This window comes from Croceivirga radicis (assembly GCF_002072105.2).
Taxonomy (GTDB): Bacteria; Bacteroidota; Bacteroidia; order Flavobacteriales; family Flavobacteriaceae; genus Croceivirga; species Croceivirga radicis.
On the sequence record NZ_MTBC01000001.1, the window covers coordinates 417,591 to 440,598 of the forward strand.

Below are 23,008 nucleotides of genomic sequence, written 5' to 3' on the forward strand. Positions count from 1 at the left end.
AAGGCTAAAAAAGGCATTACTAAGTCGCTATTTAATATATCTAATAGTTCCATTTATTTTTTCTTTAAAAATAGGGCTACAATGGCAGAAGTTACAACTCCCATGATAACAGCGCCCAAGGCACTTTGAAATAAATAACTGTTTAAATTAAAATAGGCTTCCATCTGGCCTCTGTCTTGGCCTTGAGAAACAGCATGTTCAATAGCGTTAGAAAAATAATCTGGTGTTATAAAGCTATGTGTAAGGTACTGACTTAAAGGCGTTAATAATGCAACGAACAGGGATATAACTACTCCGGCAACAAAACCTTGAACCCAGGTCATGTGGCCATTATAGTCTTTGTCTCGTTTTTCTTTCAAGGCAAAAACAAAAATCAATATGGCAGGTATGGCAAAAAGATTGGTATAAATTGCATGTTTGGCAATTTGTTCGTCATGCCAACCCAAAGCTTTTTCTAGCACCATCCATAGCAAGGCGGTTAGGGTAAAAATTATACCCCATTTTATTTCAGTTTTAATGGTTTTCATATGGTTTTGTTATTGGTTACCAGTAAGATAAGATTATTTTTTAAACTTATCTAAAGCCATCTTGGTAGCCTTGGATAAGGCAAGTTCACCGGTAATTTCCGCTCTTTGTAGTAGTAGGGAATCCCAGTTGTTCGTTCCTTCCCAAAGTATTTTTTTCATTTGTATTAAGGCTTCCGGATTATATTTTGCAAGGCTTTGACTATGAAAGTCTAGTTCTTTATCCATTTCTGTAATAGTTTCAAAAACTCGAGCATATAACCCTTTTTCTTTGGCCCAATATGCATTTTTCCATTCGGTTGGAGCTAATGACAGTTCTGCTAAACCAACTTTGCCAATTTTACGTTCTACCGCTGGTGCAATAACAAAGGGGCCAATGCCTATAGAAAGTTCTGACAATTTTATGGAAGCAGCTTCCGTGGCATACACATAATCACATGCAGCAACCAGACCTACGCCACCTCCAACGGTTTTGCCTTGAACCCGACCTATTATTGGTTGCTTACAAACCCGCATGGCATTGATAACCTTAGCAAAGCCACTAAAAAAGGTTTTACCTTCTTCTAAAGTAGACACGGCAACTAGCTCTTCAAAAGATGCCCCTGCACAAAAGGCGCGTTCCCCTTCAGATTTTAAAATTATCAAGTGTACGGATGTATTAGCAGAAAGTTCTTTGAAAGAATTAGCCAAACGTTCTAATAATTCAGATACAAAGGAATTACTTGCAGGATGCCCAAACTCTATTGTAGCTATATTATTTTCTATGTTAACATATAAACTTCCGTTTTCTCTAGTGGTGCCCATGGATATCTTTTGGTGTAAAATTAAGGGTTTTGCAATAGTGGTTTAAATTTCTTTCTAAATTGAAAAACCAAAGCTCCTCCTCTAATAGCCATCCAAACTACAAAAGCAATCCAGATAGCATAAAACCCACCTCCTAGAAATTTACCAATGTACAGTGTAGGGAAAAAACCTAAAAAGGTGGCCGCAAGTAATACATTTCTAAGGTATTTCATTTGTCCCATTCCCTTAAAAATTCCATCATAAATAAAAGCGATGGCATTCATTGGTAAACCTAAAATCACAATAAAAAAGATGCTGTAAAAAGCTGCTAGCACGGGTTGGTCGTTAGAAAATAATCTTCCTAAAGGTTTGTAGAAAATAAAGCCCAAGCACATAAGTGCAATACTTATTATCCAGCCATTTAGAAATACTTTTTTGGCTAACTTCCATAGCCCTTTATAATCTTTGGCACCTAATAATTTGCCGGCCATACTATTACCTGCAGCTGCGTAACCATCTATAAAAAAGGCAGAAAACATCCAAAGGTTAATAGCTATGGTATGTGCTCCAATGTAATTATTACCCAATAAAGTAGCTTCTCTAACGGCAACAATTAATGCTGCATTTAGAGCCAAGGTGCGTATAAATAAATTTAAACTCATCCCAATTAAGTTTTTGATTTCTCTATTAAAAGGGAATCGAAGGTTTAAGGAGATATTGGTTTTTAGGCGAAACACGATTAAAACAGCAATAGCCATAACTGCTTGAGAAATTAAACTGGCATATGCCGCACCCTCTAAATATAGAGCTGGTATAAGACCTTCAACTCCATAAACAAGTGCAAAATCTAAAACAACATTTAGAGCGGCACCTGTAATGGCAATTACCATTGGATAAAACGTATTTTGTAAACCTCTAAAAATACCAAACAGGGCAAAGGTAAAGAGGGTAAGAGGTAGACCCCAAACCCTAATGCTGAAATAGGATACACAGTATTCTAAAATTAGACCGGACGCTTCAAATAGACCAAAAATATCTTCTGCAAAAAACAGGCTTATCAATACTAGCAAAATACTCAGCGAAATATTCAAAAAGATGGCTTGCGCGGGCATATCGGCAATTTTATTAAGCTTATTTGCGCCCAAATACTGAGAAATCAAAGCTGAAATGGCACTTCTAGTTTGGCCTAATACCCAAACCAGCATTGATAAGAAGGAGCCCACAATACCGGCGGCGGCCAAAGATGCCACGCCATTTACGGGTATATTGCCCACAATTGCCGTATCTGTAATAGACAATAGTGGTTCCGCTATGCCGGCTATAGTTGCTGGTATAGCTAATTTATTGATTGTTTTAAATGAAACGATAGTCTTGTTGTGCACGTTTACAAAACTAATTCATAACAGTAGAACGGAAAATTGCTTTGTTTTGGAAAATAGATATCACCTAATTTTTGATAACCTCTAGCTTCATAAAATCTTTGATTTCTTTGGTTTTTAGAAAAGGTGTCTAGACGAACTGAATTATAATTCTTTTGTTGGGCTATATTTTCTGCAAAATCCATAAGTTTTTTGGCATACCCCTTTTTTTGATAATTAGGATGTACGCTTAATCTATGAATATAAATATTGTTTTTGTTGGGTGTTAACCACTTAATGGGAACGTATTCTTGGTCCATTAATGTAGAAACTACAATGGTTCCAATTATTTTATCTTCTTCCGTAAGAACGAATAGTTCTCCCCTTGCTATATCATTTAAAAAAGCTGTTGCATTAGGATATTCATCGTTCCATTGATAAATGCCATTGGCTATCATGTGGTTAGCGCAGGCACGGCAATTTTCCATGATTTTAGGCACGTCGTTCTTGGTTGCAGATCGTATCATGTTCAGATTTAATGTGTAAATTTAAACTATATTAAAATCAACCTAATTATGAAAAATATCTTGGTCCCAATGGGCACGTCCCCAAATGCAGTAAAAACCTTAGAATACGCAGTAGGCTTTGCTGCAGATATGGGTGCCAAAGTATTTGTTATGGATGTATTTACCGTGGCTACCGTTGCTGGGAGTTTGTCTAATGTTACAGAAAAGGTTGCATCTACAGGTAGAGAGCAAATAAAGGAATATATTAACCAAATAGATACCAAAGGTGTGTCTGTTAGTATTGCATCTTACAACGGGGATATAATTGATGGCCTTAACCAAATAAACAAAGAATTGGGGATAGACTTATTAATACTTGCCCCTAAAAGCAATGATGTAAATGAAGAGTATTATCTAGGAAATACTACTGGTAGAATTATTAAGCAAACCAATATCCCTGCATTGATTGTACCCAAAGAATACAAGTATATACCTGTTAAAAGTGTTTTAGTTGCCTTTAAATCTGGTGTGTTAAAACGTAGTAGAATATTACACCCCCTATTAGAGGTTGTAAACAATTTTAAGGCAAGTGTAAATCTGTTAATGGTTAAAACACCTGGTTATACAGATGACGACTTACAGATAAACACGGCTCTTTTAGATTTAAGCAAGAATCTAACAATAACAGAAAACCAAACTACTTACCATGGGGTGCTAGAACATTTTCAAGAAAAAAAACCAGATTTGTTATGTGTCTTTAGGCGCAAACGTGGGTTTTTTAAAAAGCTTTGGGAAAAAAGTACCATTTTAAAGTCGGAATTTTATGCCCCTGTACCTGTTTTGGTACTTAGTGTTAAAAAGTATTAAACGCAAAAACTATTTTGATACTTATTTAAAATGTAGTTCCTTTGCGAACTGCAATGGGGGATTAGCTCAGTTGGCTAGAGCGCTTGCCTGGCAGGCAAGAGGCCACCGGTTCGAATCCGGTATTCTCCACGGAACCATAAAATGAAAAAAGCCACATGTATTTGTGGCTTTTTTTTGCTTTTTTATAGATTGTTCAAAATCTCGTTGAGGTCTTCTTCTGTTATAGGTTTTACAAAATAATTGCTAACCACATTTAGTTCTTTAGCTCTTTGGTGGTCTCTAGCATCTATAGAGGAGCTTACAACATACACTCTTACGGTTTCTCTATTATGATTGGGTATTTTTACAAAATCTTCTAAAAACTCCCAGCCATCCATGATAGGCATATTTAAATCTAGAAAAATAACCTGAGGTAGCTGTTCTTTGTTTTTTAATCGTTCTAGAAGGCCGTCTATAGCTTCTTGTCCATTTTTGAACACCAATAATTCATCACTAAACCCAATTTTTTTAAGTAAGATTTTCATCCCAAAAATGAAAATTGGGTCGTCATCGACCACGCAGGAAACCGCTAATTTGCTCATTATTTGTTGTTGTAAAATGTTAAATGAAACGTAGACCCAACCCCTTCTTTGCTTTCTACGCTTATCTCTCCATTCATTGATTCCATTTGGTTTTTAGAGATAAATAGTCCAATACCTCTTGCTTCTGAATGGTCGTGGAACGTTTTATACATCCCAAATAACTTCTTTCTATGCTTTTTTAAATTAATTCCAATGCCGTTGTCCTTGATACTTAAAATTTTACCATCCTTATTTGTTGTAAATTCTATGTTCAATTTTAAATCGCGCTCAGGGTGCTTGTATCTAATGGAGTTGGATATTAAATTTAATAGTATGCTGTCTAAATACGCTGCAACCGCAGGAACCTTTGTATTATCTGTTAAATTATGTGTTAACTTGGTATTGGCGTCTTTAACGCTAACATCTATACTCTCTAAAACATTCTCTAGAATAGGTTTTACGGCAATGTTTTTGAGCTTTTCTGTGGCATTTGTTTTTACTTCTACAACCTCGTTTAGGTGTACAATGGTCTCGTTAAGGTTTTTAGCTGCTGTTTTTAATAACTGAAGGGATTCTGAATTGGCACCAGAATCTTTTAGATCATCATCTAAAAAATTAGATAACATGGCAATATTACTAGCATGCGATCGTAGGTTATGAGAAACTATATGTGCAAAATTCAATAAGCCTTCATTCTGGCTTGTGGTTACCTTTAATAGCTGTTTTAAACGGGCTTCATTTTCTTTGCTTTCCGTAATATCCCAATTAGAGCCAATCATTTTTGTAGGCTCACCTTTTCCGCCATATACAATAGTTCCTTGTGCTTTTAAATGTCTTACTCTATTGTACTTTGCTATAATTCTGTACTCTGTATTAAAGGGTTTAATACCCTGTTTAGCAAGTTGTAAATCTTTAATAATACGTTCTTTGTCCTCAGGATGTAACGTGTTTTCCCATGTAGTGTAATGGGGAACAAAGCTTTTTGGATTAATGCCAAAAAGGGAATACATGTTTTTGTCCCAAATTATTTTTCCCGTATCAAATTCGTATTCCCAAATTCCAATTCTACCAGAAGAAGTGGCGGTTTGCAATCGGTTAGAGGTGCGTTCCATGGCAATCTCAGAACGTTTTTCCTTGTCTATATCTTGAAAAGTTCCAAAAAGCCGTACGCATTCCCCATTTACAAAATCGGTCTCTCCCTTGGCTCTTACCCATTTTTCATTGCCTTTGGCCGTTACAATAATTAGTTCTTCATTGTAAGATATTCCATATTTTATGGCATTGTCTACCAATTGTTGAATGCGCTGCCTGTGCTCCCCTTCTTTATAGAATTTTAAACCTTCTTTTAGTTGTGGTGCATAATGGTTTGGTACCTCATGAATTAATTTGGTAACGTCTGTCCAAAAGAGCTCACTGGTTTTGATGTTTAATTGCCACCCTCCAACCAGCGCAACCTCTTCAACACGTGTAAAGAAATCTTCCATTTGTTTTAACTTGGAAACTTCTTCTAAATAAACAAGAAGGTTAATAGTCTTGTCTTCCTTTATTCTGGGGGTAATACGCCATTTTAACCATTGTATATCGTTGCGATAGTTCACATATTGCACTGCAGGGTTTTCATCACCGCACTTGTAAACAAAACAATCGTTTATAGCTGTAAAGAATAAAGAAGGTAAAAATGGAATGGCTTCTGCTATGTGCTTTCCTGTTAATTCCGTCTTTTTAGGCAAAAACTCGTGCACCAGGTGCTCGGAGTAAGACTCAATTTCAAACCGATCGTTTAATATAAGGGCAGAAATAGGTAGGTCCTTGAATAAGGTATTTTGGGTTTTTACTTGCAACTTTATGCGTAATTTCTTCCAAAATTATAACTAAATATTAATACTGGAAGGTTTAGTTATTAATTAATTATTTATCAATTTAATAAATCAAATTTTAAAATTGAGATATGTCGGTTAATAAAGTAGCATATATTACAGGAGGTAGTAAAGGAATAGGTTTAGGAATTGCGCAGATTTTGGTAAAGAATAATTACCGAGTAGCCATAAGTGGTAGACAAAAGGATACGGTTGAAAAAGCTGCAAAATCTTTGGGAGACAGTAGTGTGGCCCTAGCTTTGGTGTCTGATGTTACAAAGCTTGAAGACGAAAAAAATGCCGTAAAAAAGATATTGGAACATTTTGGCCAATTAGACATTGTACTAGCCAATGCGGGAGTGGGTATCTTTTCGCCAGTAGATCAGATGAAGGATGAAGATTGGCACACAATGATCAACACTAATTTAAATGGCGTTTTCCATACCTTAAAAGCTTCCGTGGATGCTTTAAAAAAATCTGAAGGGTATTATATAACCCTGGCAAGTTTGGCAGGAACCAATTTTTTTGCTCAAGGTGCTGGTTATAATGCCACTAAATTTGGTGTTGTTGGGTTTACCCAGGCCGCTATGTTAGACCTTAGAAAGTATAACATAAAGGTTAGTACAATTATGCCTGGATCGGTAGCTACCCATTTTAATGGCAATACGCCATCAAAAGAAGATGCTTGGAAAATACAACCGGAGGATATTGGTAAATTAGTATTGGATTTGTTAACCATGCATCCACGTACGTTACCCAGTAAAATTGAGGTAAGGCCTACAAGACCGGACTTAAAATAGCTAAGTTTCGTCCAAATCTATAAAAGGCACACTTGGGTCTAAAATAGTGCCAATTAAGATGTTTAATTGTTGCTCAAAAGAGGTTAATAGTTCCAAATCTATAATTGGGTTGTTTTTTTGAGCTCTAGGTGTGTCCTTTATCCCAAATAATATAGTACCAAGGTTCAAATTTTTAATGGGTATAATACCCGCTTTAAATTGATCTACACCGTTTTGTTTATGATACATTAAAGCATAACAAAGTAATTGAAAAGCCTTAAGGCTAGTATCTGAGGTAGTAATGCTATCAAAGTCTGCCGTTTTTACCTCAGAAATAGCAACATTACCGGTTTTGTAATCCAAAATATGTATATCTCCGTTTACGGATTCTATCCTATCAATTTTACCGCGTAGAAAAACAGGAAAGTCTTTAAAATGAGCTAAGGCCAATCTTAGGTCCAGTTCTAAACCAAGTACAACTATTTTATTGTTTTTAATTCGGTTTATATCAAATTCAATTTGTTTGTGAACGTATTGCTCTACTACACGCAGTGCAATTAAATTCTGCCCATTTTTTAAATCGGTTTCGGTGTAAAATTTTAGAAATTGCTTTTTCACAACCTCTTTAACTTTAGAATTCAGGGTATTAAGTAATTCCTTGGTTAATACGGTATTTACCAAGGGCAAATACAATTCCTCTAAACTATCATGAATTATAGTGCCAAACGTGTTATGTGCAATTTGTTCTTCAACTTGTTCTACATCTCTAATACGTAAAACAGATTGTAAATAGAAGTTATATGGGTTCTTAATATAATTAGATAAAGAAGAAGGAGAAAAACCACTTGCGGCAATTTCTTTTAGGCGGTCTACCAAAAGCTCGGTTTTTTCTACAGCTCGTTTTTCTTTCTTAAACGATGAAATTTTGGGTGTGGCCAGTATTTCTTTTAGTTCTAATTTTAAAGAATCATCGGTTAAAAGTTGTGATATAAACCGGCTTTTTTCATTGCCTAACAAAACATCTGGTTCGGTATTGTATGTAATGTAAGCGTTTTTACAGCGTTGTAGCAAACGGTAAAAATGATAGGCGTAAACCGCATCTTTCTCCTTATAAGTGGGCAAACCAAATTCTTTTTTAATTTCAAACGGGATGAAAGAGTTATTGCTTTTTCCTGCTGGTAAAATACCTTCATTTACAGAAACCAAAATCACCGTTTCAAAATCTAGATTTCTACTTTCCAACATTCCCATTATCTGCAACCCGTCCGTAGGGCTGCCTTTAAAATCTATTTGTTCACTATCTATAAGTTCCAGATACAGGCTTTCTAATGTGTTTAAATCTTTTATGTATGATTTTCTAGTTTGAAGCAGATTTAATTGGTTTATAACTTGTATAAAACGCTTAAGACTTTGAAGTTCATAAGTATTTTCTTTAGAGATGTAGACTTGCCTAAGCTTTTCCAATACTTCTAGTAAGTTCTTAACAAAACGTTCTGGGTTATCGTTGTTAGAATTTAATAAAAGATGTACAAGACTTTCTTCGTCAAACTGTTCTGCTATCTGCTCAACGGGCAGGAATAATATATTTTGTTCTTTAATATATTGAAGTAGCGAACTTAGTTTGGTTATCTCGTATGGTTTTAAAACTGTTTTAAAGTAGGTATTAGAGGTTAACTGCAAAATATCTTTATGATACCACCCTTTCTGGTTTTTGGTTTGATGGGTACGCAGAAATGTACAGATAAAAGCGTTTAAGGCTGTTTTGGCTAAAGGCAGTCCCATGGTGATATTGGTTTGCGGAACTTCTTTTGGTAATGCGTTTAAGACTGCGGGCAATAATGTTTCATCGCTAAGCACCAAAGCAACAGGTGATTGTTTTATTTCTGGATTTTTATAGATTTCTTTGAGCAAGTTACCTACGTATTTGGCCTGTGCAATATTTTTAGGGGTACCCGTAATCGTTATTTTTTTAGACTCACTGTTGTAAAGTTTACTGGGGGTTATTGGATTTTCTTGTAAAAATTTCCAGGTCTGTTGATGGGAGCGAATAAAATAGCCGGCTTCATGTTGTTTGTCTTCGTAAAAATGAGCGTCTATATCCCAATAGATTTTTGCGCTACCAGAATCTAGTAAGCATTTTACAATTTCTGACTCTGCTGTGTTCAAAGCGTTGAATCCGATAAAAAAATAATGCTCTACTCCTTTTGTTCTTTTAAAGGCTTCTATTTTTTGGTGAGCGGTTCTATATATAAGTCCTTGGTAGCCAGTTTGTACGCTTAGCAAGGTCTTTTGATATTTTGGATACAGTTCCGTAAGGCGGTTAATGAATTTTAAATTGCCCTTGATTAAATCTGTTGGTTCTTGGTTGGGGTTCCACTGTTGTATTCTGGTAACGGCGGTAATGTAATTAAATAGTTCTTCTGCATTTCCCAGGTGTCTATCAATTTCATTAAAATCACCCAGTAGGGTAGTTCCCCAGGTAAGAAAATCAGCTAGGGTTTCTTTGGGTTCTATTTCTAAATAACATTCATAAAGTTTAAGAAGAAGGTCAAAGTTGGTCGTTTCTTTTAGTTCAGAAACTTCTAGAATAAACTCTTCAATACTTATGATTTTTGGACTTATTATTGGCTTTTTAAGTTGTTGTGCCAAATGTTTTTTAAGATAAAGCCCAGCTCTTCTACTAGGTAGAATAAAGTAAGATTGTCCTAAATTAGGAGATTCTGCTACTATTTTTAGAACTGTTTCTTGTAGAAAGGAAATCATGTCTAAAAATAAAAAAGCCCCGGCAAATGCCGAGGCTTTAATTTAGTTTAATTGCTTAAACTTATTTTACCAAGTTGATTTCAACTCTTCTGTTTTGTGTTCTACCTGCTCTTGTGTTGTTAGTTGCGATAGGCTTATCTTCACCGTAACCAATTGCAGTTAATCTATCAGCACCAATACCTTTATCGATCAAGAAGTTTCTAACAGAGTTAGCTCTTTCTTCTGATAATTTTTGGTTCAATTTAGCGCTACCTACGCTATCAGTGTGACCTTCAACTGTAAATTTAGCAGTTGGGTACTCGTTCAAGATTTGGATAATGTCTACCATTACAGAAGTAGATTCTGCTTTAATAGAAGATTTACCAGTATCGAACAAGATAGTTCTAGCATAGTCATTTAATTGTTTTTGTACTTCTTCAGTAACTTCTGGACAACCGCTGTTTGCAACAGTACCAGCAACTTCTGGACATTGATCGTCTTTGTCTAGTACACCATCGTTGTCAGAATCTGGCCATGGGCATCCTTTGTTCTCAGCAGGACCTGCTTCGTTTGGACACTCATCTTTGTTATCAGCCACACCGTCACCATCAGCATCAGGACAACCAGCTAAAGCAGGAAGACCAGCTGTGTTAGGACAAGCGTCATCTTTATCAGCTACACCGTCACCATCAGCATCAGGACAACCGTTCATTTCTTTAGAACCAGCTTGATCAGGACAGCTATCTTTGCTATCTTCGATACCGTCACCATCAGAATCAGGACAACCGTTGAATGCTTCTAAACCAGCAACTTCTGGGCAAGCATCATCTTTGTCATAAACACCATCACCGTCAGTATCAGTACCACCAAATTTGATGCTAATACCACCTAAGTGTTGGAAATGTTTTACACCGTAATCTTCAAATGCGTGCTTGTATTGAGTCTGTAAAGTTAAACCTACGTTTTCTGAGAACCAGTAGCTTAAACCGATACCACCATTAACAGTACCAGCGCCGATTTCATCAACCCAAGTGTAACCACCACCAATCTCTACGAAAGGATCAAGTTTGGTGTTTTTTAGGATGTTGTACTTAATAGTACCGTCAATAGCGTAGTGAGATAAATCATCTACACTAACATCCCCTAACTTTTCGATTCTGTTTAAAGAACCTCTAGCTCCTACAGAGAAACCATCACCAACATATCTAGATACAGATACATAAGAAATAGAAGGGATAATGTTCCAGTGATCGGATACGTTGAAATACTCGTCAAACAAAGAGCTTGTCATAACACCGTCCGCAGGATCGGCATTGGTTGGGTAAACGTCTATCGCGTTCGCACCGAAACTAACCTGCCATGGGTTGTTCTCGTCTTGCGCGTGTAGGTTGTTTAACCCTAAAGCAAGTAAGGCAACAACTAAAAATTTGCTTAGATGTTTCATGTTCAAAATTTTAAGTTTAAGTGTTTATCAGCTGCAAATGTAAGTTGTTAGTAGTTATTAACAAAATATACCCAACATTTTTTTTTGTAGCTTTTTATACGTTTTTTAAGGGCTTATACAATTTTTAAATCTTTGCCAACCTTAGTAAATGCGGCAATTGCTTTGTCTAGGTGTTCTTTTTCGTGTGCAGCACTTAATTGCACTCTTATACGGGCTTTGCCCTTTGGTACCACGGGATAAAAGAACCCTATGACGTAAATACCTTCTTTTAGTAACGCATTGGCCATTTCTTGTGATAATTTAGCATCATACAACATTACCGGTACAATTGCAGAGTCTCCATCTATTATATCAAAACCTGCTGCTTTCATCCCTTTTTTAAAATAAGAGGTATTTTCTTCAAGTTTGTCCCTTAGACTTGTGTCGTTTTTCAATAAATCGAACACCTTTATAGATGCGCCTACAATGGCAGGTGCTAATGAGTTTGAAAAAAGATAGGGTCTAGAGCGTTGCCTTAACAATTCTATAATTTCTTTTTTACCTGTAGTATAGCCACCCATGGCTCCGCCCAAGGCTTTGCCCAATGTACCGGTAATTATATCAATACGGTTTAGAACACCTTTTTCTTCTAAAGTTCCCCTGCCCGTTTCTCCAATAAAACCGGCGGCATGGCATTCATCTATCATAACTAGGGCATCGTACTTTTCTGCCAAATCACATATTTTATCTAAAGGAGCCAATAGACCGTCCATTGAAAATACGCCATCTGTTACAATGATTTTAAAACGGGCCCCATCTGAATTGGCTTGTTTTAAACTTTCTTCAAGCGCGGCCATATCATTATTGGCATAACGATATCTTTTTGCCTTGCAGAGTCTTACGCCATCTATGATAGACGCATGGTTAAGCGAGTCTGATATTATAGCATCCTCTGCCGTTAGCAAAGGTTCAAAAACACCACCATTGGCATCAAAAGCGGCAGCATACAATATGGTGTCTTCAGTTTGGTAAAAATCCGCAATTTTAGCCTCTAGGGTTTTATGGATGTCTTGTGTACCACAAATAAAACGAACAGAAGACATGCCAAAACCATGGGTGTCCATAGTGTCTTTTGCAGCTTGTATAACTTCTGGGTGAGCGGATAGCCCCAAATAATTATTGGCACAAAAGTTAATTACTTCTTCTCCTGTATTAATTTTTATGACAGCGTCTTGTGGTCCAGTAATAATTCGTTCTTCCTTAAAAAGGCCGTCTTCTTTTATTTGTTGAATTTCCTTTTCTAGATGTTCTTTAATTTTTCCGTACATACTTATAGGAATAGAGGTTTTACAGTTTCGTTTAAGTAAATAAGTATTTTTTGCGATACAAAGTACCCCATTTTTGATAAGATAGCTTCGTATTTTTGCAATTGTTTTTGATGGTACAAGCTTTCTTTACCTGTTTTGTAATCTATTACAATCGCATTTTTTCCCACTACTACCAAGCGGTCTAACCTAACTATTTGTCCGGTTGTATCTAATAATTCAACTTCATTATAACCAATAGTATCACTTGCAAAAAAGGGGGCTAATTTTGGATGGCTGACCAAATTTTCTAGTAAGGACTCAATGGCTTTAGCATCTACATTACCAATAAGTCCTAGATTAATACTTTTTTTAATGGTTGGCTCTATGTCTTTTTGGGTATGGATGTCTTCTAAAATGGTATGTAGATTGTTCCCTTTTTCTACGCTACTTTGTGTATCATCGTCCCAAAAAATTGTTTGTGAAATAGAATAGGTATATGGGGGTTCTTCAGAACGGTAGAGATAAGGAATAATAGAACTATCTTCTTGCTTTTTTACCGTAGCACCTTCTGGGATGTTACCATATTGATATGTCTGTTTATCTGGAGACCATAGATTTTGTTCTTGTAGGTAACTTTCAAAAAAAGCACCATAGCCTTCCTTTTGTTTTTGGTCCGTGTAGATAAAAAGCCCTTTTACCGGTCTGGTCAAAGCTACATAAAGCACGTTAATGTTGTCTAATTCTGCCAATTGGTATTCCTTTTCTAAAATTGCAGCGCTAGAAGCGGAATGGTTTAGTAAATCTTTATTGCCATTTACCAATAGTTTTTCTAAATGGGGAATAGCATTTTCCTGATCTGGAATCCAAAGTTTATCGGTTTTAGCTTTATCGTTTAGTTTACTAGTGGCAAAAGGGAATAAAACAAATGGAAATTCTAAACCTTTAGACCGGTGTATGGTCATAATACTTACGGCATCTAAATTAGTAGGGACGGTAATGGCCAAATTATTTTTAGAATTCCAATAATTTATAAAACCATATAAATCTGTATTTTCATTCTCTTGATAATCCATTATAACGTCTAACAAATGTGTTAGGTGGGCATGAGATGTAGGTGCCAAATCAAAAGCCGCAATAAGTATTTCTGCTATATCTAAAACACTAAAGTTGGTAAGTAAATAACAATCTAATTGATGTTGCTCTAGAAGAAAAGTATAGAGGGTTTCTAGATTTGCTTGTATAAAGTCATATCCTAAAAGGTGCTTATTGGCCAAATAATTTAAAATTTCAAAAGCATAAGCCCTTTCTTCAGGTTCTAGTAAAAATTTGAAGAACGACAGTACAAAGGAAACCTCTTCGTTGTTTTCAAGTAATAAGGCTTCATTAGAAATTATAGGAATTTGGTGTTCTGATAGAAAATTGGCCACTTCAACAGCATGTTTGTTATTACGAACCAAAACACAGATATCCTTATATAGATGACCTTTATTTTTAAGTTGATCAATGTCTGCCAAAACACACTCACAATAGGCAATTTCTTCTTGCTCAGGAGCTAAAAAGCTTATCTGAACGTAACCTTCCTTATCATTGGTTGCTTCTTGACTACTTTCTGATTGGAAGATGCTTCTAAAATTCTGATTATTTAAATACTTAGAAACATGCTGGAAGAAACTATTGTTAAAATCAACAATAGTTTTGTGGCTACGGTAATTAGAAGCTAACCTATTTGTTTGCACGGGAACCGAAAAAGGAGCACTATCGCCATTCAACAATTGTACAAACTGCTCTGGATTACCACCACGCCAACGATAGATAGACTGTTTTACGTCTCCGACCAAAAGCACCGAACCATTTTCTCCTTTCTCATTTAAACTCTCCAATCCATTTGCCATTAGCGGAATTAGGTTTTGCCATTGCATGGCAGAAGTGTCTTGAAATTCATCTACAAAAAAGTGCCGGTAACGTTCTCCTAATCTTTCATAAATATAAGGTACGGGTTGGTCTTTTATCTGTGAGGCTATAAGCTTATTAAATTCTGCAATATGAAGCTTACGCTTTTTTACGCTTATGTCTTGTAGCTCTTTTGCAATTTCGTTTAAGACAGTTAGTGGTAAAATGTTTTTATAGACATTGGTATAAAATTGTATTTGATAAAAACCGGCTTCAATCTTTTTGAAGTCTTCCGCAATTTTTGGTTGTAGCCCATCTATTATTTCTTGTTTGTGTTGTTCACATTTTTTAGGGTATAACGGTACGCTGTCTATATTTTGAACCCATTGCGTGTCAAAAGACAAGTTAAAATCTTGCGCAGCAACCTTGGTTAAGAATTTTGGAAGTGATCCCCTAGAAAAATCAGAATGTTCTAATTCGTTTTGTTCAAAAAGAGAAAGCAGTTCTTCGGCTAGGCTTTTTAGACCGTTTTCTTTAATGGTAATTTTCTCTTTTAGGGAGGTTTTTACTTCTTCAAAATTGGAAATAGTTAGGTTTTGTAATTTTTCAATTTCTATAAAATGGTTTTCATTAAACAGTAATTGACCAATCTTTTTTAAATCGAATGTTACATTCCAACTTTTTTGGTTATTTACTTTTTCTAACGCAAAAGAAACCAACGTTTTTGTTAGTTGTTCATCACTACCAATTCTGTAATATAATTGCGCAATAGCTTCGTCTAATAGTTGGTCCGTATCCATGACCACTTCAAAATTTTGCGCAATCTTAAGGTCTTTGGCAAAGGTTCTAACAATTTTATGGGTAAACTTGTCTATAGTGGCAACCTCAAAAAAAGCATAGTTGTGTAAAATTTCCTTTAAGGTAAACTTTGCTTTTCTTTGTAAGGCTTCTGGCGTTAGACCCAACTCTTGGGTCAATTCTATAAACATTGAATTTTCTTGGGTAAGTGCTAGGTCTTTAGAGAAGGTGTACAGGCTGTTTAAAATCCTATCTTTCATTTCTGCAACGGCCTTATTGGTAAAAGTAATTGCCAGTAGCGACCTAAAACCCCTAGTTGTGCTGTCTGCTAAAATTTTTTTAAGGTAAATTTTTACCAGTTGATAGGTTTTACCAGACCCTGCAGAGGCATCTAAAATTTTAAATCCGTTCGTATTCAATATATAAATGTTGTTTAGCTATGAATCTTACAATCTTGTTAACATACAAAATATGGTTTTTGTTTGTTAAAACAGTATTTTTGATAAACAGTAATAACATATAAAACACATAATAACATGGCTTTTGAATTACCTAAGTTACCATACGCATATGATGCGTTGGAACCAAATATTGACGCCCGCACAATGGAAATACACCATACAAAACACCATAACGGGTATACTACTAAATTAAACGGTGCAATAGAAGGCACAGACTTGGAAGGTAAAGATATTGAAGAAATACTTACCAATCTTGATATGAGTAATGCTGCTGTAAGAAACAATGGTGGCGGTTTTTACAACCATTCTTTGTTCTGGGAAGTTATGTCCCCAAATGGCGGGGGTACCCCAAGCGGAGCTTTGGCAGACGCTATAGATGCGGCCTTTGGTTCTTTTGATGCCTTCAAAGAAAAATTTAGCGCTGCGGCCGGTAGTAGATTTGGTTCAGGTTGGGCTTGGCTTTGTGTTCATAAAGGAGGTAAAGTAGAAGTTTGCTCTACACCTAACCAAGACAACCCTTTAATGCCAGATACCGGTTGCGAGGGTTATCCTATTTTAGGTTTAGATGTTTGGGAACATGCGTACTATTTAAACTATCAAAATAGAAGACCTGATTATGTTAGCGCATTTTTCAATGTAATCAATTGGGATAAAGTATCAGAGTTATACGAAGCAAATAAATAATAGGTAGAACTATTAATTTAAAGTTAAAGCGTGGCCTTAGGCTACGCTTTTTTTATGCTTTTATATTGAGTTTTGAAAATAGAAAAGGGCGGAAATTAATCCGCCCTTTTCGTCCCAAATCTTACCATAAACTTAACCTACTTATGCTATGGCGAAACTAAATTACTGGTATTAAGTATAATAACAAAAGAAAAATGAGAAAAAATATCGACGAAATGCAGCTTTTATTCAAAACCGATGGGTAAGTAGTTGTGATTCAAAATAATAAAGAAGGCGGGTGTTGCCCGCCTTCTTTCCCCAAATCTTACCATGAACTTAACCTACTTATGCTATGGTCCTCCAAATGTAAGTTTAGCTTATGGTTTATTCTATTCTATTGGTCAAAAGACGAATTAAAACGTTTAAAGGTGTGTGCCGGAAAAATATCTTATAGGTCTATTAGGAAAAGCCTTACCCAGCAAAAGTGTAAAATAAAAAAGGTGGAGAAGTTTCCACCTTTTTTGCCCCAAATCTTACCATGAACTTAACCTACTTATGCTATGGTAGTTATAAAATTAACGTAGTATTTATCTTACTAATTTTAAATATCGATAAAAGGTAAAAAACGTCGATGAACGACGTTTTTCTATAGACAATCAACCTAAAATTTAATACGCACGTTCGTTTTTACCTTCATAAAAGTTCATAAATGCCTTATTAACAACACGGTTACCGCCCGGGGTAGGGTAGTCTCCCGTAAAATACCAATCTCCAGGATTGTCTGGACAAGCCACATGTAGGTTCTCAATGGTTTGGTAGATAATTTCTACTTTGGTTCCAATATCTTGAGGACTCAATAGTTCCGCTATTTTTTTAGAGATTTCTTCTGGAGTAAATGCTTCGTATAATTCTTTTACAAAATTCTCAGATTGGTTCGTAGCCTTTTCTGCTTGTGCCACACACTTATTGTAAATTTTTTCTAAAATAGATAGGGTGTTTTGTTCCTTATGCAATTCTACGGCAGCTCTAAAAGCAATAAAATCTTCTAGTTTGGCCATATCAATACCGTAACAATCTGGATATCTAATTTGTGGTGCAGAAGATACTACCACTATCTTCTTTGGGCTTAACCTATCTAACATTCTAAGAATACTCTTCTTTAGTGTTGTACCACGTACAATACTGTCATCTATAATAACAAGATTGTCTTCTTTGCCAACTGATCCGTAGGTTATGTCATATACATGGGTAACCAAATCGTCCCTACTACTATCTTGGGTAATAAAGGTCCTTAATTTCGCATCTTTAATGGCCACTTTCTCTATTCTGGGCCTTACATCTATTATTTTGTGTAATTCTTCTCTAGTTATATTGGGCCCCAGCGCTAATATTTGTTCTTCTTTCTTCTTGTTTAGATAATTCTGGGCTTCTTTTACCATACCAAAGAAAGAGGTTTCTGCCGTATTAGGTATGTAAGAGAATACCGTATTGGTCAGATCATCTTCTATAGATCGAAGTATTTCTGGGAAAACCAGTTTTCCCAACATCTTTCTTTCTTGATAAATTTCTTTATCACTGCCTCTGGAGAAATAGATACGCTCAAAAGAACAAGCCTTTCTTTCCAAAGCAGGCAATATTTCTTCTGTGGTTACCTTACCATTTTTCTTTATAATTATAGCATTTCCTGGGGTAAGCTCCCTAACATCTTCATATTTTACATTAAATACCGTTTGTATGGCTGGTCTTTCTGATGCTACCACAACAACTTCATCGTCCATGTAGTAATAAGCCGGTCTTATACCAGAAGGGTCTCTAAGTAAAAAAGCGTCTCCATGGCCTAAAAGACCACCCATGGCATAACCACCGTCCCAGTTTTTTGCTGCTTTTCTAAGAATCTTGGCCACATCCAATCGTTCTGCAATATGTGGCGAGGCTTCTCTCTTGCTATAACCTTCCTTTTTTACCTTTTTGTAAAGTTTTGCTACGGCATCATCCAGAAAATGACCTATTTTTTCCATTACCGTAACGGTATCTGCCATTTCTTTAGGATGCTGGCCAAGTTCAACCAAATTTCCAAAGAGCTCTTTAACATTTGTCATATTAAAGTTTCCGGCAACAATAAGGTTTCTGTGCATCCAATTGTTTTGTCTTAAAAACGGATGCACACTTTCTATACTGTTCTTACCAAATGTACCGTATCTAACATGACCCAAAAATAGTTCACCAATGTAGGGAACATGTTGTTTTTGGTAAGCCACATCCTCATGGGTTTTTGGGTCTAGCGCCATGGTATTATTGATTCGCTGGTTTATTTGCGAAAAAATATCTTGTATGGGCTGTGGTTGTGCGGATCTAACTCTGCTTATATACCGTTCGCCAGGTTCCATATTAAGTTTAATACTGGCCAAACCAGCACCATCCTGTCCACGGTTGTGTTGCTTCTCCATCATTAGGTACATCTTGTTTACCCCGTAGAAGGCTGTACCGTACTTTTCTTTATAATACTCTAAAGGTTTAAGTAACCTTAAAAGTGCTATCCCACATTCATGTTTTATTGGATCGCTCATGTATAGAAAAAAATAATGCCCTGTTTTTTACAGGGCAGGGTTATTTATTGTAATTCGATGTTAAATTGTGTTAGCTCTTTAAATTGAAGCAATCGTTGGTCTACCTCTTCTCTGGTAAGTGTAACCATTCTCTCTGTTCCAAATTTTTCTACACAGAAAGAGGCTAAGTTAGAGCCTTGGATTACTGCATTTTTCAAATTCTCAAAAGAAATATTTTCCGTTGCCGCCAAATAGCCCGCAAAACCACCAGCAAATGTATCGCCGGCACCTGTTGGGTCAAAGACCTCTTCTAGTGGTAGGGCAGGTGCAAAAAAGATATTTTGATCGTGAAACAATAATGCGCCATGCTCTCCTTTTTTGATTACCACATATTTTGGCCCCATTTTCTCAATCTCCTGTGCGGCTCTTACCAAAGAATATTTTCCGGTTAATTGTCTCGCCTCTTCATCGTTCAAGGTAATAACGTCAATATGTTTAATAACCTCTTTCAATTCTTCCAAACTATTATCCATCCAGAAATTCATGGTATCCAGGATAATTAGTTTTGGGCGTTTTTCCATCTGGTTAATTACACTTAATTGAGTGCTTGGGTGCAAATTGCCTAGCATTACAATATCTGCGTCTTTAAAACCTTCTGGAACAACCGGGCTAAAATCTGCTAATGTATTTAGTTCTGTTGCCAAGGTATCCCTTGTGTTCATATCCAAGTGGTATTTACCACTCCAAAAAAACGTTTTACCGCCTTTTACCACTTCAACACCATCTAGGTTTATCCCTTTCTGGGTAAGTATATCTATATATTCCTGCGGAAAATCGTCTCCCACAATAGAAACCAAACCCGTTTCTACCTTAAAGTTTGCGGCGGCAAGACCAATGTAAGTGGCCGCTCCGCCTAAAATTTTATCGGTTTTTCCAAAAGGAGATTCAATAGCGTCAAAGGCAAGTGTGCCTACTGCTAATAATTTGCCCATTTACGTTTCAATTTTGCTGCAAATATACCGCATTATTTTCTACCAAAATCAGCAGGTATTTCTCCCCAAGCTTTGGTTTCCCATTTTACAATAGTAGTAGTGTAAGAATTGTTGCGAAGCCACTTTTCAGCACGTGCTATTAGATCAAATAAATCTTTGTTTTTAGCGTTGGGGGTAAGTTTGGTGTTGCATTTTTTCTTTTTTACCCAGCTCATTGCGGTTCTGGAGTCCGTGTAAATTAATCTGTTGCTATTTTTTTGTTTTAAAAAAGCCAAGCCGTGAACAATGGCCAAAAACTCTCCAATATTGTTTGTTCCTTGTTTAAAAGGCCCTTGCTTAAACAATACCTTTTTGGTTTTGGTTTCTACTCCTTGGTATTCCATGATTCCTGGATTACCACTAGAGGCCGCATCTACAGATATACTATTATAATTCGGCTGCCCAATTTTTAACAAGGCTTCTGGGCTAAGACTATTGCTTTTACTTTTTTTACCCTTGTAATCAGCATAGTTGCCTTTATAGGCTTTTTTTGCTTCTTCAAAAGTGGGGAAAGATTTGTATTGTGCTCCTTCTATACCTTGTATTTGACTCTTGCAATCTTCCCAATTTTCATAAACTCCTGTTTTTTTTCCTTTCCAGACTACGTAAAACTTTTTCTTGGCCATTATGCAAAAAGTATTTGTTCAATCACTTTTGGAAAATGCTCATATTCTAAATCATGCACTTTTTTGGCAATCTGTTCCGGTGTGTCTGTTGGGTTAAGATTGGTTCTGGATTGATGAATTATGGCACCCTCGTCATAATTTTCGTTTACATAATGTATGGTTATGCCCGTTTCTGATTCCTTGTTGTCTTTTACAGCTTGGTGTACGTTGGCACCGTACATGCCTTTACCACCATACTTTGGCAGTAAGGCTGGGTGCACGTTCAATATCTTATTGGGGAAAGCTTTCACAAAAGATTCGGGTATTTTCCAAAGAAAACCGGCCAAAACAATTAAATCTGGTGAAAAAGCCTGCAGTAAAGTTAATATAGTGTTGGTTTTAGAAAATGCGGTTCTGTTAAAATAAAGTACTGGAATTTTTAATCTTTGACATCTATCTATAACTTTTGCCTCTTTATTATTGGTTAATACGCAACGGATCTTTACTTGTTCGTTATTTTCAAAATATTTGGCAATATTTTCAACATTAGAGCCTGATCCAGAGGCAAAAAGCACTACTTGCTTCATCTTTTAAAGGGTTAATTTGCAGTGCAAAAATAGCCGTAAACACAGATAATGTGGTAATTTACAGCACATTTTAACGACAAATAGTGTATTTAAACCAAAGTTTTATATTTTTGCCATCAATAAAATTTAAAAACCGATATAACTATGTCAGACATTGCATCAAGAGTAAAGGCTATCATCGTTGATAAATTAGGTGTAGATGAAAACGAAGTAGTACCTGAGGCAAGTTTTACCAACGATTTGGGTGCAGATTCTTTGGATACCGTTGAGTTGATCATGGAGTTCGAAAAAGAATTCGACATTCAAATTCCAGACGACCAAGCTGAAAATATTGCAACCGTAGGTCAAGCAATAAGCTATATAGAAGAAGCGAAGTAATTTTTTATGATATCTTATTAACGATTTTAAATTATCCATGTGGTAATATACCACATGGATATTTTTTTTAATTTCAGGCTAAATATAGTTCTATGCAATTAAAACGAGTCGTAGTTACGGGATTAGGAGCCTTAACACCAATAGGTAATAATTTACAAGAATATTGGGAAGGCCTTAAAAACGGAAAAAGCGGAGCTGCTCCCATCACATATTTTGATACTGAAAAGTTCAAGACCAAATTTGCATGTGAGTTAAAGGGATACAACCCATTAGACTTTTTTGACCGCAAAGAGGCCAGAAAATTGGACCGCTTTGCGCAATACGCATTGGTATCTTCTGATGAAGCAATCGCAGATGCTAAATTGGATTTAGATGCCGTGGATAAATTTAGAGTAGGCGTGGTTTGGGGTGCCGGTATTGGAGGTCTAGAGACTTTTCAAAACGAAGTTATTGGCTATGCCAGTGGCGATGGAACCCCGCGTTTTAACCCGTTCTTTATCCCTAAAATGATTGCAGATATAGCTCCGGGGAATATTTCCATAAAGCATGGTTTTATGGGGCCAAATTATACAACGGTCTCTGCTTGTGCATCTTCTGCCAATGCCATAATCGATGCGCTTAATTATATTCGATTAGGTCATTGCGATGTGGTGGTTACCGGAGGTAGCGAGGCAGCTGTTACCATTGCAGGTATGGGAGGTTTTAATGCTATGCATGCCCTGTCTACTAGAAATGAAAGTCCAGAAACCGCATCCAGACCTTTTGATGCAACCAGAGATGGTTTTGTGTTAGGTGAAGGTGCTGGTGCTCTTATATTGGAAGAATACGAACATGCTAAAGCACGTGGTGCTAAAATTTATGCAGAAGTATTAGGCGGTGGCCTATCTAGTGATGCCCACCACATGACAGCTCCCCACCCAGATGGTATTGGTGTGGTTAAAGTAATGGAGAACTGTTTAGAAAATGCAGGTTTAAAACCAGAAGATGTTGATGCTATTAATACCCACGGCACCTCTACTCCTCTTGGAGATGTTGCCGAATTAAAGGCTATTACAAAGGTTTTTGGCGAGCATGCAAAAAATATCAATATAAACTCTACCAAATCTATGACAGGACACTTACTAGGTGCTGCGGGCGCAATAGAGGCAATAGCTTCTATACTGGCTATGGAGCATAGTTTAGTGCCACCTACCATAAACCATAGTGAAGTAGATGAAAACATAGACCCCACTTTAAACTTAACGCTTAACAAAGCACAAGAGAGAGAGGTTAATGTGGCAATGAGCAACACCTTTGGATTTGGTGGACACAACGCTTGTATTTTATTTAAGAAATTAAGCTAGT

At 36.3% G+C, this 23,008-nt stretch carries 19 protein-coding genes and 1 tRNA gene; 6 read left to right on the forward strand and 14 right to left on the reverse strand.

Going from position 1 to position 23,008, the window contains the following annotated elements; all coding sequences use genetic code 11:
* Positions 1-53 precede the first annotated feature (53 nt).
* Genes BUL40_RS01870 through BUL40_RS01885 form a run of 4 tightly spaced genes read right to left on the reverse strand, consistent with a single transcriptional unit; the run spans position 54 to position 3,192 of the window.
* Positions 54-527 carry a DUF4199 domain-containing protein gene (locus tag BUL40_RS01870; protein ID WP_080317840.1) on the reverse strand — a complete coding sequence of 158 codons (474 nt, stop codon included), beginning with the start codon at positions 525-527 and terminating at the stop codon, positions 54-56.
* 33 nt (positions 528-560) lie between these two features.
* Positions 561-1,328: an enoyl-CoA hydratase/isomerase family protein gene (locus BUL40_RS01875; protein ID WP_080317841.1), complete on the reverse strand. Its 768-nt coding sequence runs from the start codon at positions 1,326-1,328 to the stop codon at positions 561-563.
* A gap of 20 nt (positions 1,329-1,348) precedes the next feature.
* A complete protein-coding gene (locus tag BUL40_RS01880; RefSeq protein ID WP_244901801.1) occupies positions 1,349-2,689 on the reverse strand; it encodes an MATE family efflux transporter in 1,341 nt (446 codons plus the stop codon).
* Positions 2,690-2,691: 2 nt separating this feature from the next.
* On the reverse strand, positions 2,692-3,192 hold the full coding sequence (locus BUL40_RS01885; RefSeq protein ID WP_080317842.1) for a GNAT family N-acetyltransferase: 501 nt from the start codon (positions 3,190-3,192) through the stop codon (positions 2,692-2,694).
* Positions 3,193-3,240: 48 nt separating this feature from the next.
* Here BUL40_RS01885 and BUL40_RS01890 point away from each other — a divergent pair, with 48 nt between their 5' ends.
* Positions 3,241-4,038, forward strand: a complete 798-nt coding sequence (locus BUL40_RS01890; protein ID WP_010519559.1) for a universal stress protein — start codon at positions 3,241-3,243, stop codon at positions 4,036-4,038.
* Between the two features lie 55 nt (positions 4,039-4,093).
* Positions 4,094-4,167, forward strand: a tRNA-Ala gene (locus BUL40_RS01895).
* Positions 4,168-4,220: 53 nt separating this feature from the next.
* Here BUL40_RS01895 and BUL40_RS01900 read toward each other — a convergent pair.
* Complete coding sequence (locus BUL40_RS01900; protein WP_010519560.1) at positions 4,221-4,619, reverse strand: response regulator; 399 nt, start codon at positions 4,617-4,619, stop codon at positions 4,221-4,223.
* Positions 4,619-6,439, reverse strand: a complete 1,821-nt coding sequence (locus BUL40_RS01905) for a sensor histidine kinase (RefSeq protein ID WP_080317843.1) — start codon at positions 6,437-6,439, stop codon at positions 4,619-4,621. Before BUL40_RS01905 ends, BUL40_RS01900 begins: the two co-directional genes overlap by 1 nt.
* A gap of 107 nt (positions 6,440-6,546) precedes the next feature.
* Here BUL40_RS01905 and BUL40_RS01910 point away from each other — a divergent pair, with 107 nt between their 5' ends.
* Positions 6,547-7,254, forward strand: coding sequence for an SDR family oxidoreductase (locus BUL40_RS01910; protein ID WP_080317844.1), 708 nt, complete (start codon positions 6,547-6,549; stop codon positions 7,252-7,254).
* Here the strand turns inward: BUL40_RS01910 and BUL40_RS01915 are convergent, their stop codons facing one another.
* From BUL40_RS01915 to BUL40_RS01930, 4 genes are all read right to left on the reverse strand, one after another.
* Positions 7,255-9,996 carry a PD-(D/E)XK nuclease family protein gene (locus tag BUL40_RS01915; protein ID WP_080317845.1) on the reverse strand — a complete coding sequence of 914 codons (2,742 nt, stop codon included), beginning with the start codon at positions 9,994-9,996 and terminating at the stop codon, positions 7,255-7,257.
* A gap of 61 nt (positions 9,997-10,057) precedes the next feature.
* Positions 10,058-11,419, reverse strand: coding sequence for an OmpA family protein (locus BUL40_RS01920; protein WP_010519564.1), 1,362 nt, complete (start codon positions 11,417-11,419; stop codon positions 10,058-10,060).
* Between the two features lie 113 nt (positions 11,420-11,532).
* On the reverse strand, positions 11,533-12,726 hold the full coding sequence (gene kbl / locus BUL40_RS01925) for a glycine C-acetyltransferase (RefSeq protein ID WP_080317846.1): 1,194 nt from the start codon (positions 12,724-12,726) through the stop codon (positions 11,533-11,535).
* A 2-nt stretch (positions 12,727-12,728) separates the two neighbouring features.
* Positions 12,729-15,812 (reverse strand): UvrD-helicase domain-containing protein, encoded by a 3,084-nt coding sequence (locus BUL40_RS01930; RefSeq protein ID WP_080317847.1) that lies wholly within the window; start codon positions 15,810-15,812, stop codon positions 12,729-12,731.
* 117 nt (positions 15,813-15,929) lie between these two features.
* Between BUL40_RS01930 and BUL40_RS01935 the strand changes: the two genes are divergently transcribed.
* Entirely contained in the window at positions 15,930-16,538 is a 609-nt protein-coding gene (locus BUL40_RS01935; protein ID WP_080317848.1) for a superoxide dismutase, read from the forward strand.
* A 647-nt stretch (positions 16,539-17,185) separates the two neighbouring features.
* Here the strand turns inward: BUL40_RS01935 and BUL40_RS01940 are convergent.
* From BUL40_RS01940 to purN, 4 genes are read right to left on the reverse strand one after another with little or no spacing between them, the layout of a single operon-like run.
* Complete coding sequence (locus BUL40_RS01940) at positions 17,186-19,084, reverse strand: amidophosphoribosyltransferase (RefSeq protein WP_080317849.1); 1,899 nt, start codon at positions 19,082-19,084, stop codon at positions 17,186-17,188.
* A gap of 44 nt (positions 19,085-19,128) precedes the next feature.
* Positions 19,129-20,055, reverse strand: coding sequence for a PfkB family carbohydrate kinase (locus BUL40_RS01945; RefSeq protein WP_080317850.1), 927 nt, complete (start codon positions 20,053-20,055; stop codon positions 19,129-19,131).
* 32 nt (positions 20,056-20,087) lie between these two features.
* Positions 20,088-20,720: a ribonuclease H1 domain-containing protein gene (locus tag BUL40_RS01950; RefSeq protein WP_080317851.1), complete on the reverse strand. Its 633-nt coding sequence runs from the start codon at positions 20,718-20,720 to the stop codon at positions 20,088-20,090.
* Positions 20,720-21,286, reverse strand: a complete 567-nt coding sequence (purN, locus tag BUL40_RS01955; RefSeq protein WP_080317852.1) for a phosphoribosylglycinamide formyltransferase — start codon at positions 21,284-21,286, stop codon at positions 20,720-20,722. Before purN ends, BUL40_RS01950 begins: the two co-directional genes overlap by 1 nt.
* Positions 21,287-21,430: 144 nt before the next feature.
* Between purN and BUL40_RS01960 the strand changes: the two genes are divergently transcribed.
* Both BUL40_RS01960 and fabF read left to right on the forward strand, forming a co-directional pair.
* Positions 21,431-21,664 (forward strand): acyl carrier protein, encoded by a 234-nt coding sequence (locus tag BUL40_RS01960; RefSeq protein WP_010519573.1) that lies wholly within the window; start codon positions 21,431-21,433, stop codon positions 21,662-21,664.
* A 92-nt stretch (positions 21,665-21,756) separates the two neighbouring features.
* Positions 21,757-23,007, forward strand: a complete 1,251-nt coding sequence (gene fabF, locus BUL40_RS01965) for a beta-ketoacyl-ACP synthase II (protein ID WP_080317853.1) — start codon at positions 21,757-21,759, stop codon at positions 23,005-23,007.
* Position 23,008 lies beyond the last annotated feature (1 nt).